Origin of the sequence: Streptomyces sp. NPDC020898 (assembly GCF_044333925.1) — a bacterium.
Classification (GTDB): Bacteria; Actinomycetota; Actinomycetes; order Streptomycetales; family Streptomycetaceae; genus Streptomyces.
Genome location: NZ_JBIRRV010000007.1, coordinates 162849 through 189616 on the forward strand (window position 1 = coordinate 162849; position 26768 = coordinate 189616).

23 protein-coding genes are annotated in these 26768 nt (G+C 72.0%); 15 read left to right on the plus strand and 8 right to left on the minus strand.

Annotated elements, in window-relative coordinates; genetic code table 11:
• Nucleotides 1–81: 81 nt before the first annotated feature.
• Complete coding sequence (locus ACH4TV_RS23250) at nt 82–1047, plus strand: cupin domain-containing protein (protein ID WP_398401024.1); 966 nt, start codon at nt 82–84, stop codon at nt 1045–1047.
• On the opposite strand, the gene ACH4TV_RS23255 is transcribed toward ACH4TV_RS23250, so the two are convergent.
• From ACH4TV_RS23255 to ACH4TV_RS23280, 6 genes are all read right to left on the minus strand, one after another.
• Complete coding sequence (locus ACH4TV_RS23255) at nt 1007–2206, minus strand: HoxN/HupN/NixA family nickel/cobalt transporter (RefSeq protein WP_398401026.1); 1200 nt, start codon at nt 2204–2206, stop codon at nt 1007–1009. The genes ACH4TV_RS23250 and ACH4TV_RS23255 overlap by 41 nt on opposite strands.
• Before the next feature lie 110 nt (nt 2207–2316).
• A complete protein-coding gene (locus ACH4TV_RS23260; protein ID WP_398401028.1) occupies nt 2317–3093 on the minus strand; it encodes a cobalt-precorrin-6A reductase in 777 nt (258 codons plus the stop codon).
• Nucleotides 3094–3233: 140 nt separating this feature from the next.
• Nucleotides 3234–4589, minus strand: coding sequence for a cytochrome P450 (locus ACH4TV_RS23265; RefSeq protein ID WP_398401030.1), 1356 nt, complete (start codon nt 4587–4589; stop codon nt 3234–3236).
• A gap of 48 nt (nt 4590–4637) precedes the next feature.
• Nucleotides 4638–6056 (minus strand): VWA-like domain-containing protein, encoded by a 1419-nt coding sequence (locus tag ACH4TV_RS23270; RefSeq protein WP_398401032.1) that lies wholly within the window; start codon nt 6054–6056, stop codon nt 4638–4640.
• Nucleotides 6053–7333: an AAA family ATPase gene (locus ACH4TV_RS23275; RefSeq protein WP_398401034.1), complete on the minus strand. Its 1281-nt coding sequence runs from the start codon at nt 7331–7333 to the stop codon at nt 6053–6055. Before ACH4TV_RS23275 ends, ACH4TV_RS23270 begins: the two co-directional genes overlap by 4 nt.
• A 70-nt stretch (nt 7334–7403) precedes the next feature.
• Complete coding sequence (locus ACH4TV_RS23280; protein ID WP_398401036.1) at nt 7404–8900, minus strand: hypothetical protein; 1497 nt, start codon at nt 8898–8900, stop codon at nt 7404–7406.
• 333 nt (nt 8901–9233) lie between these two features.
• Here ACH4TV_RS23280 and ACH4TV_RS23285 point away from each other — a divergent pair, with 333 nt between their 5' ends.
• The 8 genes from ACH4TV_RS23285 to ACH4TV_RS23320 all read left to right on the plus strand — a co-directional run bounded on the left by ACH4TV_RS23285 (nt 9234) and on the right by ACH4TV_RS23320 (nt 18159).
• Complete coding sequence (locus tag ACH4TV_RS23285; RefSeq protein WP_398401038.1) at nt 9234–10535, plus strand: extracellular solute-binding protein; 1302 nt, start codon at nt 9234–9236, stop codon at nt 10533–10535.
• 7 nt (nt 10536–10542) lie between these two features.
• Entirely contained in the window at nt 10543–11475 is a 933-nt protein-coding gene (locus tag ACH4TV_RS23290) for a carbohydrate ABC transporter permease (RefSeq protein ID WP_398401040.1), read from the plus strand.
• Complete coding sequence (locus tag ACH4TV_RS23295) at nt 11472–12353, plus strand: carbohydrate ABC transporter permease (protein ID WP_398401042.1); 882 nt, start codon at nt 11472–11474, stop codon at nt 12351–12353. Before ACH4TV_RS23290 ends, ACH4TV_RS23295 begins: the two co-directional genes overlap by 4 nt.
• Nucleotides 12354–12358: 5 nt before the next feature.
• On the plus strand, nt 12359–13786 hold the full coding sequence (locus tag ACH4TV_RS23300) for a carboxylesterase family protein (protein ID WP_398401044.1): 1428 nt from the start codon (nt 12359–12361) through the stop codon (nt 13784–13786).
• Nucleotides 13780–14925, plus strand: a complete 1146-nt coding sequence (locus ACH4TV_RS23305) for an ROK family protein (protein WP_398401046.1) — start codon at nt 13780–13782, stop codon at nt 14923–14925. The genes ACH4TV_RS23300 and ACH4TV_RS23305 overlap by 7 nt, the downstream gene beginning before the upstream one ends.
• 104 nt (nt 14926–15029) lie before the next feature.
• Nucleotides 15030–16562: a GMC oxidoreductase gene (locus ACH4TV_RS23310; protein ID WP_398401048.1), complete on the plus strand. Its 1533-nt coding sequence runs from the start codon at nt 15030–15032 to the stop codon at nt 16560–16562.
• Nucleotides 16563–16591: 29 nt separating this feature from the next.
• Nucleotides 16592–17200 (plus strand): nucleoside deaminase, encoded by a 609-nt coding sequence (locus tag ACH4TV_RS23315; RefSeq protein WP_398401050.1) that lies wholly within the window; start codon nt 16592–16594, stop codon nt 17198–17200.
• On the plus strand, nt 17197–18159 hold the full coding sequence (locus ACH4TV_RS23320; protein ID WP_398401052.1) for a sugar phosphate isomerase/epimerase family protein: 963 nt from the start codon (nt 17197–17199) through the stop codon (nt 18157–18159). Before ACH4TV_RS23315 ends, ACH4TV_RS23320 begins: the two co-directional genes overlap by 4 nt.
• Before the next feature lie 21 nt (nt 18160–18180).
• On the opposite strand, the gene ACH4TV_RS23325 is transcribed toward ACH4TV_RS23320, so the two are convergent.
• A complete protein-coding gene (locus tag ACH4TV_RS23325; protein WP_398401054.1) occupies nt 18181–19068 on the minus strand; it encodes a LysR family transcriptional regulator in 888 nt (295 codons plus the stop codon).
• Nucleotides 19069–19154: 86 nt separating this feature from the next.
• On the opposite strand from ACH4TV_RS23325, the gene ACH4TV_RS23330 reads away from it, so the two are divergent.
• The 5 genes from ACH4TV_RS23330 to ACH4TV_RS23350 are packed head-to-tail and all read left to right on the plus strand — an operon-like array spanning nt 19155 to nt 22093.
• Nucleotides 19155–19820 (plus strand): RraA family protein, encoded by a 666-nt coding sequence (locus ACH4TV_RS23330; protein WP_398401056.1) that lies wholly within the window; start codon nt 19155–19157, stop codon nt 19818–19820.
• A complete protein-coding gene (locus ACH4TV_RS23335; protein ID WP_398401058.1) occupies nt 19817–20497 on the plus strand; it encodes an RraA family protein in 681 nt (226 codons plus the stop codon). The genes ACH4TV_RS23330 and ACH4TV_RS23335 overlap by 4 nt, the downstream gene beginning before the upstream one ends.
• Nucleotides 20494–21150, plus strand: a complete 657-nt coding sequence (locus ACH4TV_RS23340) for an RraA family protein (protein ID WP_398401060.1) — start codon at nt 20494–20496, stop codon at nt 21148–21150. The genes ACH4TV_RS23335 and ACH4TV_RS23340 overlap by 4 nt, the downstream gene beginning before the upstream one ends.
• Nucleotides 21147–21296, plus strand: coding sequence for a hypothetical protein (locus tag ACH4TV_RS23345; protein ID WP_398401062.1), 150 nt, complete (start codon nt 21147–21149; stop codon nt 21294–21296). The genes ACH4TV_RS23340 and ACH4TV_RS23345 overlap by 4 nt, the downstream gene beginning before the upstream one ends.
• Nucleotides 21293–22093 carry an alpha/beta fold hydrolase gene (locus ACH4TV_RS23350; RefSeq protein ID WP_398401064.1) on the plus strand — a complete coding sequence of 267 codons (801 nt, stop codon included), beginning with the start codon at nt 21293–21295 and terminating at the stop codon, nt 22091–22093. The genes ACH4TV_RS23345 and ACH4TV_RS23350 overlap by 4 nt, the downstream gene beginning before the upstream one ends.
• A gap of 1 nt (nt 22094) precedes the next feature.
• Here the strand turns inward: ACH4TV_RS23350 and ACH4TV_RS23355 are convergent, their stop codons facing one another.
• Nucleotides 22095–22904 carry an alpha/beta fold hydrolase gene (locus ACH4TV_RS23355; RefSeq protein WP_398401066.1) on the minus strand — a complete coding sequence of 270 codons (810 nt, stop codon included), beginning with the start codon at nt 22902–22904 and terminating at the stop codon, nt 22095–22097.
• A 300-nt stretch (nt 22905–23204) separates the two neighbouring features.
• Between ACH4TV_RS23355 and ACH4TV_RS23360 the strand changes: the two genes are divergently transcribed.
• Entirely contained in the window at nt 23205–26594 is a 3390-nt protein-coding gene (locus ACH4TV_RS23360) for an SdrD B-like domain-containing protein (RefSeq protein WP_398401068.1), read from the plus strand.
• Nucleotides 26595–26768: the final 174 nt, after the last annotated feature.

Genomic DNA, 26768 nt, shown 5'->3' on the forward strand with positions numbered 1-26768 from the left:
GCCTCAACTGAACCAGCCGCCCTGGGCCCCGGCCATGCCGTGCGGACTCACCTCCATACGCGTTCGTCTACGCTGACCGGCATGGATCCATCGGCGCTGACCAGCACGGATCCGCTGGCGGATCTCCTGAACGGGGTACGGACCAGTGGCGCCCTCTTCAACCTGTCCGCGCTGACCGGCGACTGGGCGGCACGCTTCGAGGACGGCTCGCCGCTGGCCCTCGCGGTCCTGCTGCACGGCTCCGCCTGGATCACTCCCCAGGGCGGCGACCCGGTCCGGATCGGACCCGGTGACGTCGCAGTGCTGTCCGGCGGCGCGCCGTACGTGATCGCGGACGATCCGGCCACCGAACCGAACGTGATGATCCGCGCCGGGGGCCGCTGTACGAGCGCCCGGGGCGAGGAGTTGGTCGGTGCCCGGGCGCCGGGCGCCGGCACCTGGGACGCGGAAGGGGCGGCCGGCACGCTCCTGGTGAGTGGCATGTACGGCGTGGACGGCGGCGCCCCCGGCCGGCTGCTCGCCGCGCTGCCGGCGCTGGCTGTCGTCGAGGCGAGTGTCGGCGCCTGCCCGGTCACCCGGGCGACCTTCGAGGAGATCGCCCGTGAGCAGCCGGGGCAGCAGATCCTGCTGGACCGGGCGCTGGACCTGATGCTCATCACCGCCCTGCGCGCCTGGTTCACCCGCCCCGGCGCCGAGGTCCCCGCCTGGTACCGGGCCCACAGCGACCCGGTGGTCGGGCCGGCCCTGCGCATGCTGCGCGCCGACCCCGCCCACCCGTGGACCCTGCCGGCCCTGGTGGCGAGGACCGGTGTGTCCCGGGCGAGCCTGGCCCGGCGCTTCACGGCCCTCGTCGGCCGGCCGCCGATGACCTATCTGCGGGAGCGGCGCCTCGCCCTGGCCGCCGACCTGCTGCGCGCGCCCGAGGCTACGCTCGCCATGGTGGCGGACCGTGTCGGTTTCGCCAACGCCTTCGCCTTCAGCGCCGCGTTCAAGCGGGAGTTCGGTGTCAGTCCGAGCGAGTACCGGACGCGCGTTCACGAATCCTGACCGCCGCACCGCCCGACGGGACACCGTCCTGGGCCAGGCCCGCCGTCCACTTCTCCTCGATCCGCCCGAACTTCCACACCAGCAGGGCCACCACCCAGGTCGCGAAGAACAGCCCGACGATGACGTAACCGATGATGTTCAGGTCGAGCCCGGCGACGCCGTCCCAGAACGGGCCGTGCAGGTCCGCCTGTTGGGCGATCAGGCCGAGCAGTTCGACCGTGCCGATGATGAGCGCGACGGCGACGGACAGACCGGTGATCGTGAGGTTGTAGAAGACCTTGCGGACCGGCTTGGAGAACGCCCAGTCGTACGCGAAGTTCATGAACGACCCGTCGATCGTGTCCAGCAGCGACATGCCGGCCGCGAAGAGGACGGGCAGGCACAGGATCGCGTACCAGGGCAGCCCGGAGGCCGCGCCCGAACCGGCGAGGACCAGGAGGGCGATCTCCGTCGCCGTGTCGAAACCGAGGCCGAAGAGCATGCCGATCGGGTACATCTGCCACGGCTTGGTGATCGACTTCATCAGGCGGCCCAGGAGCCGGTTCATGAACCCCCGGTTGTTGAGCTGCTCTTCGAGGGCGGCCTCGTCGAAGTGACCGGAGCGCATCTGCCGGAAGACCTTCCAGATCCCCGTCATGATCACCAGGTTGATGATCGCGATGACGTAGAGGAAGGTGCCGGACACCGTCGTAGCGATCCAGCCGGTGACGCTGTGCAGCGCGGAGTCGTCGTCCGCCACCGGACCCGCCAGCTCCTTGACGCCGACGGACAGCAGGAGTGCGAGCACGAAGACGATGCTGGAGTGGCCGAGGGAGAACCAGAAACCGACGGACAGCGGGCGTTGGCCCTCGCTCATCAGTTTCCGGGTGGTGTTGTCGATGGCGGCGATGTGGTCGGCGTCGAAGGCGTGCCGCAGACCGAGGGTGTAGGCGGTGACGCCGATGCCGATACCGAAGGTCTTGGTGCCCAGGCTGTAGTGCTCGGGGGCGACGATCGCCACGAGCGTGAACCAGCCGATGACATGCAGCGCCAGGATGAACGCGGCCATCCCGCCGAGACTCGCCCACTCCTTGCGGGTCATCGACGTGCGGATGCGATGCCACGAGAGACCGCGTCCTCCGGCGGGGACCGGAGGGGCGGAATCGGGAGCGGTGGTCATGGGGGCGCGGGCCTTACTTGTCGGCGAGCGATCGTTTTCGACCGCTCCCCTCAGGCTTCTGCGAATGACTTGCAGGTACAACTACTCGGCGGCAAAGCCCTTGTCAGGTTTCAGTCGGCGTCCGGAAAAGCGCTCCCGCCGAGGCGCTCCCCGACCCAGCGGGCCGCCTCCTCCGGATCAGCCGCGACGAGGACGCCCTCGGGTACCGGCGGCCGGCGGACCATGACCACCGGCAGCCCGGCCTCGCGGGCGGCCGTCAGCTTCGGCGCGGTGGCCGTTCCCCCGCTGTCCTTCGTCACGACCACGTCGATGCGGTGGCGGCGCAGCAGTTCGCGCTCCCCGTCGAGGGTGAAGGGGCCCCGGTCGAGGAGTACCTCCATACGGGCCGGATGCGGGGCCTCTGGCGAATCCACGGGCGCGTCCACGGAACGGACGAGGAACCACAGGTCGTCGAGGGCGGCGAACGCGGCCAGGCCCATACGGCCGGTGGTGAGGAACACACGCCGGCCGAGCGCGGGCAGCAACAGCGCGGCCTCCTCCAGCGAGCCGGCCTCGTGCCAGACGTCGCCTGCCACCGGGACCCAGCCCGGCCGCCGCAGCGCGAGCAGAGGAACCCCGGCCTCGGCGGCGGCCCGCGCCGCGTGGAAACCGATCGTCCCCGCGAAGGGGTGGGTGGCATCGACGAACACGTCCACCGCGTGCTCGCGCAGCCACTCGGCCAGCCCCTCGGCCCCGCCGAAGCCGCCGAGCCTGACCTCACCCGGGGGCAGCCGGGGACCGGCGACCCGTCCGGCGAGTGAACTGGTCAGCTCCAGACCGGGCGTGCCGTGCAGCAGCTCGGCGAGGCGACGGGCCTCCGTGGTTCCGCCGAGGATCAGTACGTGCATGGAGGTCCGGGTCCGTTCATGAGCGGTGCGGGGCGGGGCGGAGCCGCAGGGTGTCGGCGAGGCGGAGGCAGTCGGGCGCCCAACTCAAGCACACGGGCCGGCATGCACACCCGTGTGCGGCTTTACTGACCGAGAGTCCGTCAGGCGCCCGTGGTTCCGCCGGTTCCCGGCCTGACCGGGCACACGCCGGCGGGTGTCGTGGGGGCGAGGTCGGGTGCGGAAGCGTCGGTCGGCAGGGACCGTGGGGCGCTGGCGGGGTCGGGATCGGCGGGGGCGGCCGAGGGCGGGGTGAAGGTGACGTCCAGGCGGGTGAGGCCGCGGAAGTTGAGGCTGCGCTGCCACTTGGGGGGTTCCGTGTCGTCGAGGCGGAGGGCGGGGAGGCGGGTGAGGAGTGCCTCCAGGACGATCACGCCCTCCAGGCGGGCGAGCGCCGCGCCGAGGCAGAAGTGCGGGCCGTGCCCGAACGACATGTGCCGTCCGCCGGAGACGGGCCGCTCGAAGTCCAGCACATGGGGATCGGGGAACACCGCCGGATCCCGGTTGGCGGCACCGCACACCAGAAGCACCGTCTGCCCCTCGGCGACGGAGCGGCCCGCGAGGTCCAGGTCGTGCCGCGCCCGGCGCAGCATCAGCTGTACCGGGGCGTCGTAGCGCAGGAGTTCCTCGACCGCCGCGGGCAACAGCTCGGGCCGGCGGCGCAGTTGGTCGGCCGCGTCCGGGTTGCGGAGCAGGGCGAGGGTGGCGTTGCCGATGAAGTGGGTGGTGGTCTCGTGGCCGGCGATCAGCAACAGGGCGCAGTTGGCGAGGAGTTCGTCGAGATCCTGGTCGGCGCTCTCCGCCCGGTCGGTCACCATCGCGCGCAGGGTGTGCGGGGCCGGCGGGGTGTCCTGGCGGGTGAGGAGTTCGCGGAGGTACGCGAGCATGTCCGCCATGCTCTGCGAGGCCTCGCGGTTGCGGTCGGCGTCGAGACGGGAGTTGCCGATGGCCTCGGCGACCGGCTCGGACCAGGCGGCGACCGCGGGGCGGTCCTCCTCCGGTACGTCGAGGAGGTCGCAGATGATGGTGAGCGGGAGGGGCTTGGCGAGGTCCGCGACGATGTCCATCCGGCCGTCCGGCGCCGCGGCGGTGATGATCCGGTCGACGGCCTCGAAGATCCGGGCGCGGAGTGCCGCCACCGCCCGGGGCGCGAACGCCTTGCTGATCAGGGCCCGGAGCCGGGGGTGCTCGGGAGCGTCGTTGTAGAGCATCTGCCGGCTCAGGACCCGGGCCAGCGGCCGCAGTTCCTCCGAGACGGCCTCGATGTCGGGATAACGCACCGAGGACAGCCCCGGGTGGCTCGCCGCGCTGCTGACCACTGCGTGCCCGGTCGCGATCCAGGCGTCCGTGCGGCTGTCCCAGAAGAGGTCGTCGGCGGTCCGCACCTCCTCGTAGAAGTCGTAGAGACGCTCTTGGACCTTGGGCCGGAAGGCCGACAACAGTGAGGAAGGGGTGCGCATCGGCCCATCCAATCAGCCCTGTTGGCGCACCCCGTACGCGGAGGGCGCTCACCGGGCGGCCGGAGCCGAACCGATGTCGACCACCCGCGCCCAGTCGGGCGGTGCGTCCGGCACGTACTCGTCACCGTTCTCGTCCCACGCCCGGACCGTGTGCCGCCGGAACAGGCCCACCACCGTCCGGCACGGTGGTCGTGCGTCCGGCCAGGGTGTCTGGCCGTCGGTCAGGACGACGACGACATCGGGGCGGGGGTGTGCCCGGAGCGCCTTCGCGAAGCCGGTGCGCAGATCCGTACCCCCGCCGCCCACCAGCGGTATTCCCTCGGCGCGGCACAGCGGGTGCACGATCCGCGCCGACGCGTCGCACGGCAGTACGGAGACCAGGTCGCGTCGGCCGCCCACGGCCCGGGCGATCGCCGCAACTTCCAAGAGCGCGCTGCCCAGTTCGGCGTCGCTGACCGACCCGGAGGTGTCGACGACCACGGACACCCGCGGCGGTGTGCGCCGCAGGCTCGGCAGGACGACGCCGGGCAGCCCGGCCGAGCGGCGCGACGGCCGGCCGTAGGTGTAGTCGTCGCCCGCGCCGGAGCCGGAGGCCGCCGAGCGGACCGCCGCTCCGAGCAACTCCCGCCACGCCTGCGGCGGATGGAACGCCTCCTCGGCCCAGCGCCGCCATCCCTTCGGGGTGTCCCCCGGGCGGCCGTTGATGCCCTGCGCCACCCGGAACCGCACCGCGTCCCGTTCCTGCTCGCTGAGGCCGTGCGCGCCGTCCGGACCGAGATCCCACTCGCGCCCCAGCCCGTCGGCACCGCTGCCGCAGTCCAGCCAGGAAAGGCCCAGCGTGTTCGGCCCGAGCCGGAACCGGCGCAGGTACTCCTCCATGAGCTCCCCCTCGGGCAACCCCAACGCCTCCGGCTCGACAGCGCCTTCGGGGCGGACGAGCCCGTCGCCGAACACGTCGTCGTTGATCTCGCAGTCCGCCGCGATGTTCATCCGCAGGCGTTCCCCGGGGCCGGTCAGCCCGTGCTCCCGGGCGAAGCGGTCACTGCGCCCGTGATGGTCGCGCAGCAGATGCGACACCTCGTGCACCCACACCCCGGCCAGTTCCTCGACCGGGGTCCGGTCCACGAACGCCGGCGAGACGTAGCACCGCCAGTGCCGGTCGACGGCCATCGTCGGTACCTGCCGTGTCTCGACGGGGTGCAGGGCGAACAGTGCCGTGGCCAGGTACGGCCGGGCCCGGACGGCATGCAGCCGGGCGGCGAAGAGTTTGTCGAGGTCCAGGGTGCCCGGGACCCTGTCGACGTCCAGAGGTCCCGCCGGCCTGTCGACGTCCAGAGGTCCCGCCGGCCTGTCGGGGTTCAGAGGTCCTGCCGGCCTGTCGGGGTTCAGAGGTCCTGCCGGCCTGTCGGGGTTCAGAGGTCCTGCCGGCCTGTCGGCGTCCCGGGTTCCCGGCGCGTCGGCGTTCATCGGCCGCCCTTCGCGTCGGTCCCGGCCCCGGCTCGCGCCGCGACGCGGTCCGCCGCCCGGTCCGCCCGCCGGGACAGGGTCACCACCCCGGCGAGCTGCTCGATCACCGCCGGAACGTCCCAGTCCTCCTGGCGCAGCGAGGCAAGTGTCGTCGCCGGGACGACCACCAGGTCCGGCGCCCCGGTCTCCAGCGCCCGGACCAGCAGCGCCCATGCCGCGTCCCAGCGAGCCCTCTCCGGGCGCGCCCGGACCGCCGCCACCACCCCGTCCAGCACGGCCTGGCGCAGGTCCCCTCGGTCGGGCAGCTCGGCGCTCGCCGGATCGGCGAGCAGTGTCTCGGGATCCGGAAGGTCCAACCGGTCCAGGCTCGCCAGCAGTTCGAGCCCCGGACCGTCCCCCACGGTGCCCCGGACCAGCAGGGAAAGCACTTCCCTCCCTGAACCCGCGGCGGTCGCGAAGGCGATCAGGCTCAGGGTCATGTCCCAGCTCCGGGGCGACGGCCAGGCGCCGCCCCTGCGCGTCTCGCTGCTGGGCAGTTGGTGGACGAGCTTGGGCCGGGCGGTGAGAAGCCCGCACACCGCGCGGCGCGCGAAGTCCACGGCCTCCGCCAGCCTTTCGGGGGCGAGCCGCGGCAGGGTCGCCCGGGGCCAGGTCCCCCCGAGGCCGCGTACGACGACCTCGTGGTCGTGGGTCCACCGGAGATGGACGAACCGGTTGGCCAGCGGCGGGCTCAGTTCCCAGCCGTCGGCCGCCGAGGACCGGGGGTTCGCGGCGGCCACGATCCGTACGCCGGGCGGAAGTTGGAGGGTGCCGATCCGCCGCTCAAGGACCAGCCGGAGCAGGGCGGCCTGAACTGCCGGGGGCGCGGTGGAGAGTTCGTCGAGGAACAACAGTCCCCGGCCGGCCCGTACGAGGCGTACGGCCCAGTCCGGCGGGGCCATCGGAACGCCCTGTGCCGCGGGATCGTCCCCGACGACGGGCAGCCCGGAGAAGTCGGACGGCTCGTGGACGCTGGCGATCACCGTGGTCAGCGGCAGATCCAGAGCGGCGGCCAACTGTGTCAGGGCCGCGGTCTTGCCGATCCCCGGCTCGCCCCACAGCAGCACGGGCAGGTCGGCGGCCACGGCCAGCGTCAGGGCCTCCAGTTGGATGTCGGGACGGGGTTCCGTCGTGGTGTCACGCAGCAGGGTCAACAGCTCGGCGGCGATGTCGAGTTGAGGGGCGTGGGGCGGGGCCGACGGGGTCGCGGGTGGGGCGAAGGAAACGTCTGTGGGCATGTTTGATCACCTTTGGGTTCGTGACGAGTGATGGGGTGCGGGGTGATGGCGTACGGAGTGATGGACGGGCTCAGCGGAAGGTCGACCGGCGCGAGCGGGAACGGCGGCCTTTCGGGCGGATGCGGCCGTGTGGAGGCAGGGGTACGGGTACGGGTGCTGATCCCGGTCCGAGGCCGGGGCCGGGTCCGATCAGGCCGGCCCGGAACAGTCCGTAGGTGATCCGGCGCCGGGCGGCCGTCTCCAGTTCGTCGCGCAGGGCGCCGCCGCGCAGCACCGCGTCGGGGCCCAGCAGGCCCTCCACGACGGCCAGCGCACCGGCGATGTCGCCGTGGTCCAGGCGCTCGCGGACGCCGGTGAGGCAGTCCGGGTGGCGGTGCGCCTCGTCGATGGCCCGCAGGCAGGGCAGCGGGGTACCGGTCAGCGCGGCCAGGAGTTCCTCCCGGCGGATCTCGGCCGGGTCGTGGTCCAGCGGGACGAGTACGCCGTCGACCAGGCCGATCCGGTGCCGCGCTCCCCGGCACTCCACGGGGCGTGGTTCCCCTGCCCGGTCCGGGCTCCGGGGTGGACCGGTCGGCGGGCGGTCCGGTACGAGCGCTGCCGCGACCAGTGGGTGCAGTCGGTCCGGCTCGATCGCGCCGGTACGGATCAGTTCCAGGTCGGGCAGTACCCAGGTCGCCGCGTCGGGCAGCACCGGCAGCACGGAGGCGACGCCGTCCGGGGGCACCGCCGTGATCCGTGACGTGGGCGGTCCGTTGCCGTCGGGGGCCGCGACCAGTTCCAGGAGCAGCCGGTGCCGTGCCCCGATCCGCACGGTGACGGCGCCGGTGCCGGTGCCGGTGGCCCGTCCGTCGGCGTGGAACAGCAGCTCTGCCTCGGCCGCCCACCGGTCAAGGGCACAGCGGCGCCCCTGCGGCACCCACTCCGGCAGCTCCGGGCCCGGCACAGGAATGTCGCCGCCTTCGCCGTCACCGCCGGGCGGCCGGTCGGCCCCGGACCGGATCCGCAGCTCACCGGCTCTGCGCGCGTCCCACAGGTGGCGGTGCAGATCGAGACGGAACCGCCGGTTGGGGTGGGGGTGCGGATGGCGGCGGGCGCCGGCATCGGCGTGGGCCGGGGAATGGGGATGCGCACCGGACCCGTCCCACAGCGCGAGGCTGATCCGCTGGCCAGCATCCGCCCAGGCCGGCGCGGTCCGGGCCACGAGGTGCACCGCACGTGCCCCGGCCGGGCCCGTGGCGTCGTACCGGGCCAGCGTGAGCGTCAGTCCCGGGCGCAGCAGCCCGTCGGGGGCGATCCTCGGCATGTGCCAGCGGAGCAGGTCGGGCGCCAAGTGGCGGAGATCGGCGCGGAGTTGAGACGCGAGTTCACGGCCGTGGGTGCGTGCCACGGACCGCAGGTTCAGATCGACGTCGACGCCTGCGGCAGCACACGCCCCTGCCCAGTCGCCGGCCAGGCGGCGAGCGGTCGCGGTCTCGATCATGGACGGCGGCACGGCGAACTCTCGTACGCGCGGCCAGTAGGAAGGACAGGAAGGGCGGGAATCCCCGTACGCGTTCTCAGTGAGCATCAGCACTCACCTTGCGCGGACGGGACCCCCATTCTGCCAACGGAGTGAGTGGTCATCGTGCGGGACAGTAACGCTCCTCGCGCCCGGTCCGCCACCTGTTTTCGACGAGGGCGCCACCACCACACACCAGGCGCGGCAAACGCAGCAATTCCATCAATAACCGGGCGAATGGATTTCGCTACAAGTTCCGAAATTATTCGTGACGGGGCTGCCACTCGGCCGAAATACGCCCCCCATAGCTTCACCATCAGCCGCAAAGGCACCATCGCACCCATGGGGTCCATCGGACCAAAAATGCTGCTTTCCCGCGAAATCTCTGCACAGGAGTCCCGAGTGTCCAACCCCTCCCGACGCGGCGCCCTCAAGCTGACCGCGGGTATGGCCCTGACGGGCGCCTTCGCTCTGACGGGCTGTGGACGCGGCGACGAAACCGCCGCCGCGAAAGCCACCTCCGCGCCCGTCGACGACTCCCCGGCCACCGGCACCGTCACGGTCTGGGCCGCCCAGGGCGATGCCGACGTACTCGACAAGGTCATCAAGCCCTTCAAGGCCGCGAACCCCGACGCCACCGTCAAGATCACGCTGATCCCGAACGGCGAGTACTACACCAAGCTCCAGTCGGCGGTCGCGGCGGGCAAGGGCCCCGATCTCGCCCAGTTCTTCCCCGAGTCGCAGTCGCAGTTCCTCGACCCGTCGATCCTGCGGCCCGTCCCGGACGGCCTCGTCGACAAGAGCAGTTTCTTCGGGAGCCTCTGGGACGCCGGTGTGGTCAAGGACGTCGCCTACACCGTGCCCTGGTACGCCTACACCTACGCGCTCGTCTACCGCGCCGACCTCGCCAAAAAGGCGGGCGTGCGGGCGCCGACCACCTGGGCCGAGACGGTGCCGTTCTTCAAGGCGCTCCAGGGCGTGGGGGCCGTGCGCGGCCTCGGGGCCGACATCGGCTGGGACGTCTTCAACGGCCAGGACGTCGCGATGTACGCCTGGCAGGCCGGCGGTTCGCTGCTGTCCCCCGCCGGGAAGTGGACCCTCGACACACCGGCGATGGTCGACGCGCTCCAGTACAACGCGTCGTTCTTCACCTCCCGCGCGGCCGACACCAGCGGGCCCACGTTCCTCGACGCGCAGCCGTACTTCGTCAGCGGCAAAACCGCGACGATGATCACCGGTCCGTGGGTCATCGGCCAGCTCGACGCCGCCGCGAAGAAGGACGGCTGGACGGCCGCCCATGTCGCCACGGCGCCCCTGCCCGCCGGGGCCTCGGGGAGCAACTCCTTCTCCGCCGGGGGTAGTTGGGGCGTCCTGGCGGGCAGCAGCAACGCGGACGCGTCGTGGAAGCTCGTCCGGTACCTCACGAAGCCGGACACCCAGGTCGCGCAGTACAAGGCGTACAGCTCGCTGCCGGCCGTCATCTCCGCCTGGGACGACCCCGCCATCGCGGATCAGCCACTCCTCGACGCCTTCCTCACCCAGCTGAAGAACACCCGGGCGTTCCCCCAGGTGAACACCTGGCAGCAGGTCGCGACCCGGCTCGGCAAGGAGATGGAGGCCGTGGCCAAGGGCACGGAGAGCGCCGCGAAGGCCGCCGCGAACGTCCAGTCGTACGCCGACAGCCTCGGCACGGGCGCGAAGTGATCCGCCGATGACGACCACTGTCGGCCCCACCGCCGGCCCGGGGGCGCCGCCTCGGCCGCGTCGCTCCCGGGGCGCCCGCCGGACAGCCGTCGCCTGGCTGTTCCTCGCGCCGTTCGCCGTCGTGTTCCTGGTCTACACCGCGATCCCGACCGTCGCCGCGCTCGGCTTCAGCCTGACCGACCTGCGGGGCGCGGACCTGCGGCATCCGTTCGCGGTCGACTTCACAGGCCTCGACAACTACGTCCGGCTGTTCCAGGACGAGAGCTTCCTGCGGGACATCCTGAACACCGCCGTCTTCGTGGCGGTCGGTGTGCCGCTGACCATGGGCGTCGGCTTCGCGCTGGCCGTCGCGCTGAACTCCGGCATCCGGCGGTTGCGCGGTGTGTTCCGTACGGTCTTCTTCGCGCCGGTCGTCACCAACGTCGTGGCGGTCGCCCTGATCTGGCAGTACGCCTTCAACGCCGACGGCACCGTCAACAACGCGCTGGGCGCCGTCGGCCTCGCCGGACCGAACTGGCTGGACGACCCGAACCTGGCGATGCCCGTCGTCATCCTGCTCGGCGTCTGGCGCAACTTCGGCACCGCGATGGTGCTGTTCCTCGCCGGTCTCCAGTCGATCCCGGAGGACGTGTACGAGGCCGCCGCCCTCGACGGGGCGGGCCGCTGGCGGCAGTTGAGGCACATCACCCTGCCCCTGCTCCTGCCGACCACCCTCATGGTGTCGGTGCTGCTGACCGTCTTCTACCTCCAAGTGTTCGACGAGCCCTATCTGTTGACCAACGGCGGCCCGTTGGGCTCCACCGAGTCGATGGCGCTGTACACCTACCACCAGTTCGGTGCGGGCGAGTTCGGCGTCTCCTCGGCCGCGTCCTTCGTGATGCTGCTGCTCGTGGCCCTGGTGAGCGCCGTCCAGTTCCGGCTGCTGAGGTCCCGCTCATGACCGCCCTCGCCGCGTCGGCGAACGCCCACCCCACCACCGACCGGGCCGCCCCGCGCCGCCGGTCCGTCTCCCAACCCCTGCTGTACGGCGCGCTGGTGCTGTGCGCCCTGCTCACGCTGTTCCCGTTCGTCTGGGTGATCAGCGGCTCGCTGCGCAGTCTGGCCGAGATCCGCTCCGATCCCGGCGCCTGGCTCCCGCACGACGCCACCCTGGACAACTTCGCGCGGCTGTTCAGGACCGAGGGATTCGGCCGGTTCCTGGTCAACAGCGTGGTCGTCGCGGCCATCGTGGTGGTCGGCAACATCGTGGCCGCGTCGGCCGCCGGGTACGCGCTCGCCAAGCTCGAATTCGCGGGCAGGCGGCTGGCGTTCGGCGCGGTCATGGCGGCGATGATGGTGCCGCTCAGCACGGTGTTCGTCACCCAGTTCGTGATCACCGTGGACCTGGGGCTCGCGGACACCCTGACCGGCATCGCCCTGCCCGGTGTGGCGCTGCCCCTGTCGGTGTTCATCATGCGGCAGTACGCGATGTCCATCCCCGACGAGCTGCTGGAGGCGGCCCGGATCGACGGCGCGGGCGAGTTCCGGATCTTCTTCCGGATCTTCCTGCCGCTGGCCGGTCCCGCGGTCGCGACGATCACGATCATGTCGTTCCTCAACTCGTGGAACAACTTCATCTGGCCGCTCATCGTCGCCCAGAGCATGGACACCTACACCCTGCCGGTGGGCCTCGCCGCGACCAGTCAGGCCTCCGCCCACGTCACCGACTACGGCCTGCTGCTCGCCGGCGCGATCGTCGTGATGCTGCCGGTACTGGTGCTCTTCCTCTTCCTGCAGCGCTACTTCGTGCAGGGCATCTCCGGATCGGGAATGCGGTGACCCCCATGGACGCCCGCACCGAAACGGTCGTCGTGCACACCCCCGCCGGCCCGGTCGCCGGCCGTCGCACAGGCCGCGTAGACCGCTTCCTCGGCATCCCGTACGCCGAACCGCCCACCGGTGTAAGGCGGTTCGCGGCGCCGGTCCGACGCGGCCGGTTCTCGGAGCCGTTCGACGCGTCCCGGCACGGGGCCACCTCGCAACGGGTGCCCCTGTTCACCACGACCACGATTCCGGAGCCGTCGATCGCGGGCGACGACATCCTGAACCTCTCCGTCGTCGCCCCGGCCACCGCCCCGTCCGACGGCCACGCGCCCTTCCCGGTCGTGGTGTGGATCCACGGCGGCGGCTTCCTCGCGGGGAGCCCGGCGAGTCCCTGGTACGACGGCCGTTCCTTCGCACGGGACGGCGTCATCGGCGTCACCGTCGGCTACCGGCTGGGCGTCGACGGATTCGCCCCGCTGGACGACGTACCCACCAACCTCGGTCTGCGCGACCTGCTGCTCGCGCTCGGGTGGGTCCGGGAGAACATCGCCGCGTTCGGCGGTGATCCGGGCCGGGTCACGCTCGCCGGCCAGTCGGCCGGCGGCGCGGCGGTGCTCGCGCTGCTCTCGTCGCCCGCCGGCGACGGCCTGTTCCAGCGGGCGGTCTGCCTGTCCGGCGGCCTCTTCGACGGGGACGCAGACGGGGACGAAGCCGCGGCCCGCGGCTTCGTCGAACGGCTCGGGGAGCGGCTGGGAGTGCCACCCACGCGCGCCGGATTCGGCAGTCGCACCGCGGAGCGACTCCAGGAGGCCGTTCTCGCCCTGCGGGGCGAACTCGACGCGGACATACTCCCGTTGCGCCCGATCACCGGCGACGACATCCTGCCGGTGTCCGTCGCCGACGGACTCACCGGACACGGACACGACGTTCCGCTGCTCCTCGGTGCGACGGGCGACGAGTTCGACTGCGGTGCCGTACCGGAGGACCCGCGCCCGAGCCGGTACAGCCCCGCCGAACTCCTCGCGGCCCGTGCGGCGGGCACCCGGGTGACGGACACCCTGTTCCGGGCCGCCTGCCCGCGCGTGGCCGCCTCGCGGCGCGACGCCGTCGCCGGGACCTGGCTGTACTCCTTCGAGTGGCCCTCCCCCGTACTCGGCGGCGCCGCGCACTGCGTCGACCTCCCGTTCTTCTTCGACGTACTCGACGCACCGGGCGTCACGGAGGCTCTCGGGCCGGTCCCGCCCGCCGAGCTGGCCACGGCGATGCACGCCGATCTCGTCGGCTTCGTCCACGGCCGGGAGCCGGGCTGGACGCGGGCGACCGGCGTGCCCGGCGATCCGGCGCGCGAGTACGGCCGGCCAGGCGCGGCCCTCGTCGCCGACACCACGGGCGTGTTCGATCCCGTCGTAGGAGTACGGGCGGTGTCAGGGGTGGTGGAGGCGTGTTGACGAACGGCATGAACCAGAGCGCTGTTCGGCGTGTCAACACCTCGGTGATCCTGCGGGCGTTGGCGGTGTCGGCCGAGCCGATGACGCTGACCGCGCTCTCCGAGCGGGCCGGTCTCTCACGCCGCACGATCGAGCTCATCCTGGACTCGCTCGTCGAGGCCGGCTGGGTGACGGAGCTGGCACGGCTGCCGACCAGCGGCTGCGCGGGACGCCCGGCTCGGCGGTACGAACTGCGGGCCGAACACGCCCTGTTGGCGGCCGTGAACTTCACCACGTCGGACGCGTCCGCAGCCGTCGCCGACGTACGGGGCCGCATCCTCGGCCGTGCGCACCGGTCGCTGCGCGCCTACCAGGATCCGCAGGCCACACTCGACGACGTGGCGGCGCTGGTGCGGGAGGCGCTGGACGACGCGGGCGGGTCGGTGGACCGGCTCCGGGCCGGCGCTGTCGCGAGCGGCGGCGCCATCGACGACGACGGCGTCATCCGGCGCCTGGTGCACACGACGCGGTGGGAAGGCGTGCACCTGCCCGACGAACTCACGCGGCGCGTCCGCGTGCCCTGGTTCGCGGACAACGACTCCAACCTCGGTGCGCTCGCGGAGCGTTGGCGGGGAGTGGCCGGCGACCACGAGAACGTGGTGTGGGCGGTGCTCGGCAACCGGACGGGGCTCGGCATCCTCATCCGAGGGGCGGTGCACCGCGGGCTCGAAGGCGCCGCGGGCGAGATCGTCGAGGCCGCGTCGATACCGGCCAACTCGGTCGAGAATCATCCCGTGGCCTGGCTCAGCTCGCCGGATCCGGCCCAACGGGCGGTCGCGCTCGGCCGGTTCGAGGCGGCCCGCGAGGGTGACGCGACCGCGCTCGCCGAGGTCGACGACCTCGTGGAGAACATCGCGTCGATCCTCACCATGCTGTCGTGGACGGTCGCGCCGTCGCTCATCGTGCTCGGCGGCGGCCTGGAGGACGCGGCCGACGTGCTGCTCCCCCGGGTACGTGCGGCCCTGCGCCACGCCCGCACCCCGGCCGTCGAACTGCGCGCCACCGTCCTGGGCCGCGACGCCCCGCTCGTCGGCGCCGTCAAGCTGGCCCTCGACCGCATGGACACCGAACTGTTCGGCCCGCTCGTCCCGAGCACATGACCCCTCCTCCCCGACCGCGCATCGCCCCATAGGTGCGCGAAGACCTGCGCGCCCAGCCCCACCCACCCGCAGACAAAGAACCGCACAACACATGGAGCCCCACTGTGACCGACACCCCCCACACCGACGTCCTCATCGTGGGCAGCGGCATCATGGGCTCCGTCGTGGCCCGGCTGCTGCGGGACACCGACCCCGCGCTGCGCATCACGATGGTCGACGGGGGCGCCCCGATCGGTACGGCCCCCGGTGTGCACCTGCACGACATCGACGACCCGGTCCTCTGGTCGCGCTACAACGAGAAGGTGGCGACCGGCGTCCAGGGCATGTACACGGGCGCCGAGGTGGTGCGCGAGGTCGCGGACAGCCTCGACGATCTGACGCCGGGCATGTTCCACGCGCTCGCGTTCGGCGAGGACGCCGAGGCGATGCCTGCGACGGCGCTGGCGTGGAACGCGGGCGGGATGGGTGTGCACTGGACCGCCGCGACGCCTGGGCCCGCCGGGGACGAGGTGTTCGACTTCGGCGACCCGGCCCGCTGGACGGCGGACCTGGACACCGCGCGCCGGATGCTCGCGGTCACCCCCGCCCCGATCGGCCCGACCGAGGTCGGCGAGCTGGTCCTCGACGTCCTGCACCGGCGCTACGACGGCACCGGACCGGACGACCGGCGACCGCAGCCGATGCCCATGGCGGTCACCGCGACGGCCTCGGGCCCCCTGCCGCGCACCGCCCCGGGGACGGTCTTTCCGGCGATCGCGACGGGCGGGGACCCCGCGTTCACCCTGGTCACCGGCACACTCGCGACCTCGCTCATCGTGTCGGAGGACGACGGCCGGATCGCCGGCGCCCGGCTGCGGCGCGTCGCCGACGGCGCCGAGTCCGAACTCCGCGCCGACGCCGTGCTGGTGTGCGCCGACGCACTGCGCACCCCGCAGTTGCTGTTCGCCTCCGGCATCCGGCCGAAGGCACTGGGCCGGTACCTCAACGAGCACGCCTTCATCACCGCCCGGGTACTGCTCGACCTCGACCGGTACGGCATCGCCCCCGAGGCCCTGCCCCTCTCCCGCGTCGGTGAGTTCTGCACCGACTCGCTGTGGCTGCCGCAGAACGGAGCGGCACAGCCGTTCCACGGCCAGATCATGAACCGGACGTACGTGGACGAGGACGGCCTCCCCCTCGCGCACTCGGTGGGCCTCGCGCTGTACGCCCCCGTGGAGTCGCGGCCAGAGAACCGGCTCGTGTTCTCGTCGACCGACACCGACCTCGCCGGGATGCCACGGATCGGCGTCGAGTTCGGTTACTCCGACGCCGACCGGGCACTGATCGCGCGGGCACAGGCCGAAGTCCGGTCCCTCGCCGAGGAGTTCGGCCCGTTCGACCCCGCCACCGAGAGCGCGCTGCTCCCGCCCGGCTCGTCGCTGCACCTGACCGGCACCGTCCGGTCCGGCACCGCCGACGACGGCACGAGCGTGTGCGACCCGGACGGCAGGGTGTGGGGCTTCGACAACCTGTACCTCGCCGGCAACGGCGTGATCCCCACCCCGATGGCCGCCAACGTCACGCTGACGGGCGCGGTGACGGCCGTACGGGCGGCCCGTGCCGTCGCCGGACGCCGCACCGCGCTCGCCGCGCACTGAACCTCCGTACCTTGCAAGGGAGTTGGACCGTGATCGAGATCGCGAAGGAATACCGGGTGGCGCTGCCTGCCTGGATCGACGACGAGTTGGCGGCCGTACCCCCGGTTGTCCCGGACCGCGAGGACCGGATGCGTCTCGTGCACCGTCTCGCCGACCGCAACTGGCGTGAGGGCAACGGCGGTCCGTTCGCGGCTGTCGTCGCCGAGCAGGACACCGGCCGGATCGTCTCGGTCGGCGTGAACGTCGTCCTCGCCTCCGGTGTCTCCAGCGCGCACGCCGAGGTCGTCGCCCTCGGGCTGGCCCAAACGGCCACAGGCGGTTGGGACTTGGGCGGTGACGGACTGCCGGCGCATGAGCTGGTCGTCAACTGGCGTCCGTGTGTGCAGTGTTACGGCGCCACCATGTGGTCCGGGGTGCGCGGTCTCGTGGTCGCGGGCGAGGGACCGGAGCTGGAGGAGATCACCACGTTCGACGAGGGCCCGCTCGGCGCGGACTGGGCCGAGCAGTTCGAGGCACGTGGCATCAAGGTCGTACAGGACGTGCTGCGGGACGAGGCGCTCGCCGTGTTCCGGAACTACCGGGACGCCGTCGACGCCGACGGTGTCGTCGTCTACAACGCCCGTGGCGGTGCCGAATGACACCGCCTACCGCCGGCCCCGACGAGCCACGTTTCGCCACCGACGTCATCACCTTCTACCACCCGGCGTTCTGGGGCCTCGAATCCCCGGACTCCGTACGGGAGTTGGCCCTCGCCGACCCCGCGCGCTTCTGGGAGCGGGTGCTGGACGCGCTCGCCGAGACCGGGGTCACCGGTATCGAGCTGACCTTCGCGCCCGGCGACATCGAGTCCGCCCTGCGTGCCTTCGGCAGCGCACCCGGCTTCCGCCGTGAACTGGCGTCCCGGGGCCTGTCGGTGGTGAGCGCCTTCATCGCCGACAGTGACGCCCCCGACTGGCGGCAGGGCGACAACCTGCCCGCGATCGTCGCCGACGCCGAGCGCCGCGCGGCCTTCCTCGCCGACGTAGGGGCGGACCTCCTCGTCGCCGGGCTGCCCATGCGGACGACGTTCGGGACGCGCCCGCCCTTCTTCGTCGACGCCGCCTACATGTCCCGGATGGCCGACATCGCCCATGTGGTCGGCGAGGCGGTCACCCGGCAGGGGGTGCGGCTCGCGTTCCACACGGAGTCCAACAGCACGCTCTGGTACGAGCGGGACATCGACCTGTTCATGGCCCTGACCGACCCGCGCTACGTGTGGCTGTGCCCCGACTCGTGCCACATCGCGCTCGGCGGCGGGGACCCCGTGGCCGTCGCACGTCGGCACGCTCAGCGCGTCGCGCTGGCCCACTGGAAGGACGCGGTCGGGCCGATCGACGTCGAACTCACCATCGACGAAACGGTCTTCGCCCAGCAGCAGCCCTACATGACCGAACTGGGCACCGGCATCGTGGACTGGCAGGGCTGGGCCGACGTAATGTCCCGCACGCCCGGCGCCGGAACGGTGCTCATCGAGCTGGACGAGGCGCCCGACCCGGTGGCGGCGCTGCGGGCGGGGGTGGCCGTCGCACAGGAGGCTCGATCAGCTTCGCGGCCGTGAGACAGAGGGATTCCCGCCTGGTCACCTGGGCGTGGTCGCGAGGTGCAGGAACTCCCGTGTCAGGGGTTCCTGCGTGCCGTCCCTCGACACCAGGGAGAGTTCGACGATGTCTGCGCGGTCCGTGAGGGGCCGGAACGGGACGCGAGGTTCCGTCGAGCCGGCCGTGATGTTCGGGACCAGGGTCACACCGAGGCCGCACCGCACCATCGCCAGCTGGGTCAGGATCGAGTGGGCGAGATGGCGCACGTCGGGGCTCAGTCCGGCTCGGCGGCAGGTGGCCATGAGCTGGTCGTGGTAGTCGGGTGAGGCCTCGCGGCGCAGCCACACCCAGGGTTCGTCGGCGAAACGGGCGAGGTCGACGGGGAGCGGGGCGTCGGCGGCGAGGGGGTGGCCCGGCGGGAGGGCGATCACGAACTCGTCGTGGCGCCAGGGACGGCTGCGCAGACCTCGGACCGGGGTGCTGGGCCGGATCACCGCGATGTCGATCTCGTGCTGGAGCAGCGCCTGTTGGGCCGAGCCGGTGTCCCACTCGGTGATCCGCAGATCGACCCGGGGGCGGGCCTGCCGGAAGGCGGCGAGGGTGCCCAGCAGGGGTTCGCTGAGCGCCGAGGTGACCACACCGATGCGCAGGGTGCCGACCAGGCCCGCCTCCGCCTGGGTCGCGACCTCCTCCGCGTGCCGGGCGGCGGCCACCAGTGTGCGGCACTCCGCCGCGAACGCCCGGCCGGTCTCGGTGAGGGTGACCTGACGCCCGCTGCGGTCGAACAGCCGGACGCCCAGGCGCCGTTCGAGCTGGAGGATCGCCTGGCTCAGGGGCGGCTGCGACATGGCGAGCTGCTCGGCGGCGCGCCCGAAGTGAAGGGTCTCCGCGACGGCCAGGAAGTAGCGGGCCTGCCGTACCTCGATCATCAGTCGCTCCGCATATCAAAGGGAGAGGCAATCAGACCTTCAGTATATGGATCGGTCTTGTTTGACTGGGGGCCATGACGACGGCCATGACAGCTGAAGCAGCCCTGTTGGCGCAGTTCACGGCGTTGGACACGGCCACTGTGTCCGACGCGCTGGACGCCTGTGGGCTGCCACCGGGGCAGGGCGGGCTGCGGCCCATGTGGGGCCGGCCGAGGGTGGCCGGGTTCGCGGTGACCGTCGAGCTCGAACCGCTGGCCGACGAGCACACCGGCGCCCACATCCATACGGACACGATCGCCTCCGCAGGACCCGACGATGTCGTGGTGGTCGCCAACGGCGGCCGTACCGACGTCTCCTCATGGGGCGGCATCCTGAGCGTCGGCGCCTCGGTGCGCTCGGTCCGGGGTGTCGTCACGGACGGCGCCTGCCGGGACGTGGGCCAGGCCCGGGAGCTGGGCTTCCCGGTCTTCGCCCGGGCCCAGGTGCCCGCGACGGCACGGGGACGCCTGCGGCAGAGGTCCACCGGCGAACCCGTCGCCCTCGGCGAGGTGACGGTCCACCCGGGTGATGTGGTGCTGGCCGACGAGGGCGGCGTCGTGGTCGTCCCCCGCGAGCGGGCACCGCAGGTCCTGGAGGCCGCACGGCGTCTCGCCGAACGTGAGGCGGCCATCGAGGCGGACGTACGCGCCGGAGTCCCGCTGCCGCAGGCGATGCACGACGCCCGCCTCGCCGGAACGGAGGCCTCCCGATGACGTACGACGGTGCCCACCAAGCGGACAGCGTCCCGGCGCGGTTCCGCGCCCTGCCCACCGCGGCCGTCTCGGACGCCCTCGACCGGGCGGGCATCCCCGGCGCCCTGCACGGCCTCACCCCCCTCTCGAACGACTTCCGCGCCGTCGGCCCCGCCTTCACGGTGCGCTATGTGCCGATCGACGACACCACGGGCCGCGGCACGGTCGGCGACTTCCTCGACGACGTACCGCCCGGCGCGGTGATCGTCATCGACAACGGCGGGCGCACCGACGTCACCGTGTGGGGCGGCATCATGACCGAGCTCGCGGCCGCACGCGGCGTCGTCGGCACCGTGGTCAGCGGTGTCTGCCGGGACGTGTCGGCGTCGCTCACACACACCTACCCGCTGTTCACCCGGGGCCGGTTCATGCGGACCGGCAAGGACCGGGTGCGCCTGGCGGCCGTCGGCGAGGCGCTCATGATCTCCGGCGTCGAGGTCCGGCCCGGCACCCTCGTGTGCGCCGACGCGGACGGTGTGGTCGCCGTTCCGGCGGCCGAGGCGGAGCGGATCGCCGAGAGCGCGGAGCGGATCGAGCGCATCGAGGCCGACATCGTCGAGGCCGTGCGCGCGGGCAGCACCCTGCGGGCGGCCCGCGAGCAACTGGGCTATCACCATCTCCAGACGAGGCAGTCATGACGGACACGGGTACGAAGACCGGCGCGGGCCCGGGAACAGGCTCCCGCACGGCCGACGCCGCGCGCGGGCACAGCACCGCCACGCTCTACGAGGCGTCCTCCTCGTACGCCCGCGCCTGTGACCCCGTACTCCGCGCCGTCTGGTCCGGGGCGCGGGTGGCCGGGCCGGCGTTCACCGTGCAGGGTGTCGGCGGGGACAACCTGGCGCTGCACCGCGCGGTCGTCGAGGCACCGGCCGGCAGTGTCCTGGTCGTCGATCTGCAGGGTGCCGCGCACGGGCACTGGGGCGAGATCCTCGCCGTCGCCGCCCAGCAGCGGGGCCTTCTCGGGCTGGTCGTGGACGGCGGGGTGCGGGACGTCGCCGAGCAGGCGGAGCTGGGTTTCCCGGTCTTCGCGCCGCACGTCACGGTGGTCGGCACCGGGAAGGAACACCCGGGCGTGTTCGGCGCCCCGGTACGGGTGGGCGGAGTGGTCGTCCGGGCCGGTGACCTGGTCGTCGGTGACGCGGACGGCGTGGTCGTCGTACCGGCGGCGGCCGTGGCCTCGACCCTCGACGCCTCGGACGCCCGGGTCGCCGACGAGCGGCGGGCGTTGGCCGCGATCCGCTCCGGTGTCACGACCCTCGACCTCTACGGCCTGGGGGAACAGGCGTGAACCAGCACCCGGTCTCCGAGGCCCGACGCGCCCGCGACGAACTCGAACGAGCCCGCGTCCGGGTCGGCCTGGACACCGTCGTCCGGGCCGACTCCATGCGGGACCATGGAATCGACCGGAACCGAACAGACCACGGGACCCCATGACAGACGCCGCCCACCGGCTCCACGCCGTCGCCCACGCCCAGGACGGCACAGCCCTCGCGTACCAGCACCAGGGCGCGGGCCCGCGCCCTCTCCTGCTCCTCGCCGGGCAGGCGAACAACCACCACTGGTGGGACGGCCCGCGCGAGGACTTCGACAGCACGCACCGCACGATCACCATGGACCACCGGGGCACCGGCGGCAGCGGCAAGCCCCAACAGGGCTACTCCACCCAGGAGTTCGCCGAGGACGCGATAGCGGTCCTCGACCACCTGGGTGTGGGGCGCGCGGATGTCTACGGCACGTCCATGGGCGGCCGGGTCGCCCAGTGGATCGCCGCCCGCCACCCGGACCGGGTCCGCCGCCTCGTCCTGGGCTGCACCTCCCCCGGCGGGGCGTACGCCGTCGAGCGCGATGTGTCCGTACGGCGCTCCCTGGCCCAGGCCGACCCGGCCGCCGTACGGGGTGCGCTGATCGACCTGATGTACTCCCCCGGCTGGATCGCCGGCCATCCCGGCCCGTACGCCACCCTCGGTGATCCGGACATGCCCGCGCACTCCCGCCGGGGCCATCTGCTCGCCAGCAACGGGCACGACGCCTGGGAGGTCCTCCCCGACATCACCGCGCCCACGCTGATCCTGCACGGCGAGCAGGACCGCCTCACTCCGCCGGACAACGTCCCGCTGCTCGCCGCGCGCATCCCGGACGCCAGGACGCAGGTGTTCCCCGGTGCCCGGCACGCGTATTTCGAGGAGTGCCGGAGTGAGGCCGCAGAACTGGTCCGGGAGTTTCTCGGCTGATTCAGTCGCGTTCGACGCGGAGGTGGAAGTCGGCGATCCGGTCCCACATGGCAACGGGGTTCGCATACATGGGCCAGTGTCCGCTGTGCGGAATCTCCGCGAGTTCCACGCCACCCTCGGCCAGTTCTCCCAGATAGGAAAGGGAGGAGTTCTGCTCGCCGTACATGAACATGCGCGGAAAGGGCAGCGAGAGGAACTTCTTCATCAGGTCGCCGTGGTCGGACAGTTCGACCATCGACTCGAAGATTCCGCGTACGGCACCGGGGCGGACCTTGTGGCGCAGGCTCGACGCGTAGAGGGCACCGGCGAGTGACGGTGCGCGGCGGGCCCGTTCGGTGAAGTCGGCGAGGAAGGTCTCGGGGTCGTCCGCCGGGTGCGTGAGGATCTGCCTGCTCAGGAAGCAGTCCTCGGGGGCGACGTTGCCCTCGATGTCGACGAAGCTCAGGACGCGGTCCGGTTCCTCGTGCGCCAGCAGCAGCGCGGTCAGTCCGCCCATGGAATGGCCGACGAGATGGAATCTCCGGATTCCTGCGCTTTCCAGCACGGACCGGGCGGTCTTCACCAGGAACGGAATCGATATCCTCGCCAGGTCGCCGCACACGCTTGCCCCGCATCCCGGCGCGTCGTACGCGAGGAACGGCCTCCCGGCGAATGCGGGCCGGTACGCGAGGTCGAGAAAGTCCTCCTTCGTCGAGCCGAATCCGTGCAGGAAGACAATGGGGGCGTGTTGTTCCCCGGGACGACGGACCAGGGCAACCTCAAGGCCCACGCCGTCGACACGGAGATCCAGTTTCTCGCTCGTCAATTCCACAGACGAAAGTGCACCAGAGACCGCCGCCGGACTCCAGGACCGATCCCGTCTCCCGCCAAGACGCCCGGCATCTCGATCCGCAAGGAACTCACGGACCGCCCGCCCTGCGCTCCACCCCCTAAGGGCTCAACCCGTGCGACCGACTCACACCCTGGCTCGAACACGCAGGTCAGACGGGTGAGAACCACCCACCCAGCCGGTCCGATAATCCGCCCTTCCGCCTAACGGGTCGATTCGATCTTCTTCACCGTTCCTATACATAACTCGATGGGGGTGTTGGCTCCACGAGACGAGGACACAGTGTTCAGAGCAGAACCAGGCGCCGGCGCCTCGCGCCGACGCGTGCACGACGGTCCGCCGGGGCGGCGGAGACGGCTGGCCGGTCTCACCGGCCTGAGTCTCGCGCTGGTCACGACCGGTTCACCGGCCGTCGCGGTCACGGGGCTCGGCCCGCTCGCCGCGACCGCGCGCGCCGCCGCTCCCGGCGACGGCACCGTGACCGTACGGGTCGTCACCGAGGTGGACGCGGACGGCGCGTACGACAGCGTGCTGGAGCCCGGCCTCGCCGGTGTCAGGGTCACCCTGACCGACGACGCCGGCATCGTCCTGGACGCGACGACCGCGGCCGACGGCACCGCCACCTTCACCCCGGCCACGTCCGCCCTCACCGGCGGCAAGTACCGCGTCCAGGTCACCAACCCGGACCCCGACAACCTCTCCCCCGCCGTCGCGGGCCTGGGCACGGGCGCCGGCGTCATCCGCAGCAACATCGGCTTCGTCGACGTGTCCGGCGGTACGAACGTCACGTACACGACCGGTTTCTGGGAGCCCGGCGTCTACTGCCAGGAGAACCCGACCCTGGTCACCTGCAACCTCGCCAAGGGCGACGCCCCCAACACCTACAAGGGCCTGGTGTCCTTCGACGGGAACTTCACGAACACGACCCCCGGAGGGGACGTCACCCAGCTGACCGACAACACCCGGCAGCAGGCCGTGTTCGGCATCGGCGTGGACCGTACCGGCAACAAGTACATGGGCACGCTGGTCAAGCGGCACGCGGCCTACGGTCCGGCGGGGCCCACCAACACGATCTACCGCCAGTTCGGCACCAGCCCCACCGTCGACACCTTCGTCACGCTGCCCGGCACGCTCACCGCGCACGCGACGACCGACAACTGGCTGCACGACAACGCCGTCTACAGCAGGGTCGGCCGCGAGGGCATCGGCGATGTCGACGTCTCCGGCGACGGAAAGACGCTGTACGCGGTCAACCTCAGCGACTCCAAGCTGTACAGCGTGGGCATCCTGGGCTCCGGCGACACCGCCAGGCCCGGCACGCAGACCTCGTACGACATCCCGAGACCGAGGGCCTGCGTCGGCGAGTGGCACCCGTACGGCCTCGGAGTGCGCGGCAAGCGGGTACTGGTCGGCGGGGTGTGCGGCGCCGAAGGGACCGTCAGCACGGCCGCACCGTGGGGCGACCCGACGCAACTCAGCGCGCACGTCTACGAGTTCGACGGCGGCACGTTCAGCGAGATCTTCAGGCACGCGCTGGACTACCAGCGCGGCTGTGCCTACCGGTTCACCGGGCTGCCGGCCGACGCCTACCGCTGCACCAAGCCGTCCACCGTCGGCCAGGTGATGAGCGGCCAGTGGGAGGCCTGGAACGAGCGGGTCCCGGGCACGGAGTCGCACTCCTTCATCTCCGCCCCGCAGCCGATGCTGTCCAACATCGAGATCGCCGACAACGGCGACCTGGTGCTCGGCTACCGCGACCGCTTCGGCGACATGACGGGTACCGCCACGTTCGCCTACAACTCCACGGCGCGCCCGCTGGTCACCGGCATCGCCGCCGGTGACGTACTGCGTGCCTGCAAGTCCGGGACGACGTACACGCTGGAGAGCGACGGCTCCTGCGGCTCGCTGACCGGCAGTCTGCCGGGCAACGGCGAGGGACCGGGCAACGGCGAGTTCTACGACGACTCCACGATCCTCGACGACGCGATCCACGACCAGATCGGCGAGGGCGGCACGGTGCTCCAGCCGAACCGCAACAAGGTGTGGAGCACGGTCTACGACCCGTACAACGGCTACCAGCAGGGCGTCCGCCGCTGGACCGCGGACAGCGGAGCGGTCGAGGGCAACCTCCTCGTCCAGTCGACCTGGGCCGACACGGCCGCCCTCCGCCAGAACCTCTTCGGCAAGGCCAACGGGCTCGCCGACCTGGAACTCGTCTGCGACCAGGCGCCCGTCCAGGTCGGCAACCGGGTCTGGTACGACGCGAACGGCAACGGCGTCCAGGACCCGTCCGAGCCGCCCGTCGCGGGCGTCGTCGTCACGCTGACCCCGCGGGTCGGTGCGCCGCTGACCGCCACGACCGACGCGAACGGCGAGTACTACCTGGGCACGGCGGACGGTCTGCAGCCGAACACGGCCTACGCGGCCACCTTCGACTACAGCGGCATCGACCCGTCGACGCTGCCCGGCTCCCCGACCCTCGCCGAGCTGAAGTGGACCCAGCAGGCAGCCGGCACCGACCGCGCACTCGACTCGAACGTCGACTCGGCGGGCCGCGCCGCCGTCTCCGTCGGCGACCCCGGCCAGGTCAACCACACGATCGACGCCGGCCTGGTCGGCCCGGTCAACAAGCTGGGCGACTACGTCTGGTACGACACCAATCGCAACGGCATCCAGGACCCGTCCGAGCCGCCCGCCCCGGACATCAAGGTCAACCTGTACAACGGCAACGGCGACCTCCTCGACGCCACCACGACCGGCGCCAACGGCAAGTACCTCTTCGACGAGCTGCCGGACGGCACGTACAAGGTCTGCTTCGTGAAGCCGGCCGGCTCCGCCTGGACCAGGCAGAACGCGGGCGCGGTCGGCAACGACTCGGTCGTCGACCCGACCACCGGCTGCTCCCCCGTGGTCACCCTCGGCCCGGGCAACCGCACCGACCTCACCCTCGACGCGGGCCTCCTCCAGGTCAACAAGCTGGGTGACTTCGTCTGGTACGACGAGAACGGCAACGGCATCCAGGACCCGGGCGAGCCCGGTGCCAGGAACGTCTCGGTCGAGGTGATCGACCCCGACACGGATGACGTCGTCAGGACAACGAGGACGGACGCGAACGGGCAGTACCTGTTCACGAACCTGCCGGACGGGAAGTACAAGGTCTGCTTCCGCAGCCCGCGCGGCTACCTGTGGACCCGGCAGAACGCGGGCGCGGTCGGCAACGACTCCGTCGTCGACCCGACCACCGGATGCTCCCCCGTGGTCACCCTCGCCGCGCGCAACCGGCAGAACCTCACCCTCGACGCGGGCCTGGTCAAGGAGCTGGGGCTGACGGTCGTCAAGACCGACAGGAATACCGGCAAGCCGCTGCGCGGTGCGGTCTTCCAGCTGTGGCTCGACAGCAACGGCAAGGCCGGCCTCCAGCGCCACGGCGTCGGCCGGGACCGCATGGTCGGTGACTGTGTCACCGCCCGCTCGGGCAAGTGCTTTTTCGACGGCAACTGGATCGGCACGTACTACCTCGTGGAGAAGGACGTCCCCGAGGGCTATGTCCTGCCGAGGAACCCGGTCTTCGGCCCGTACCGGCTCACACTGCGCAACGCCTCGGCGAACGCCGGGCTGATCGTGAAGATCGCCAACAAGCGGGGTGAGCCGTGCAAGGGCGACAAGTGCTGACGCCCTGTCCAGTGGGGTGACGGCCGCGCACCCGGGAGGGTGACGCGGGGCGGGGCGGCGGGCCCGGGGGGCCCCGCCCCCCCCCCCCCCCCCGGGGGGCGCGCCCCCCCCCGCGCCCCGCGGGGGGGGCCGCCCGGCGGGCCCACCCCAGGCGGGCGCCCCGCGGCCGCCCCC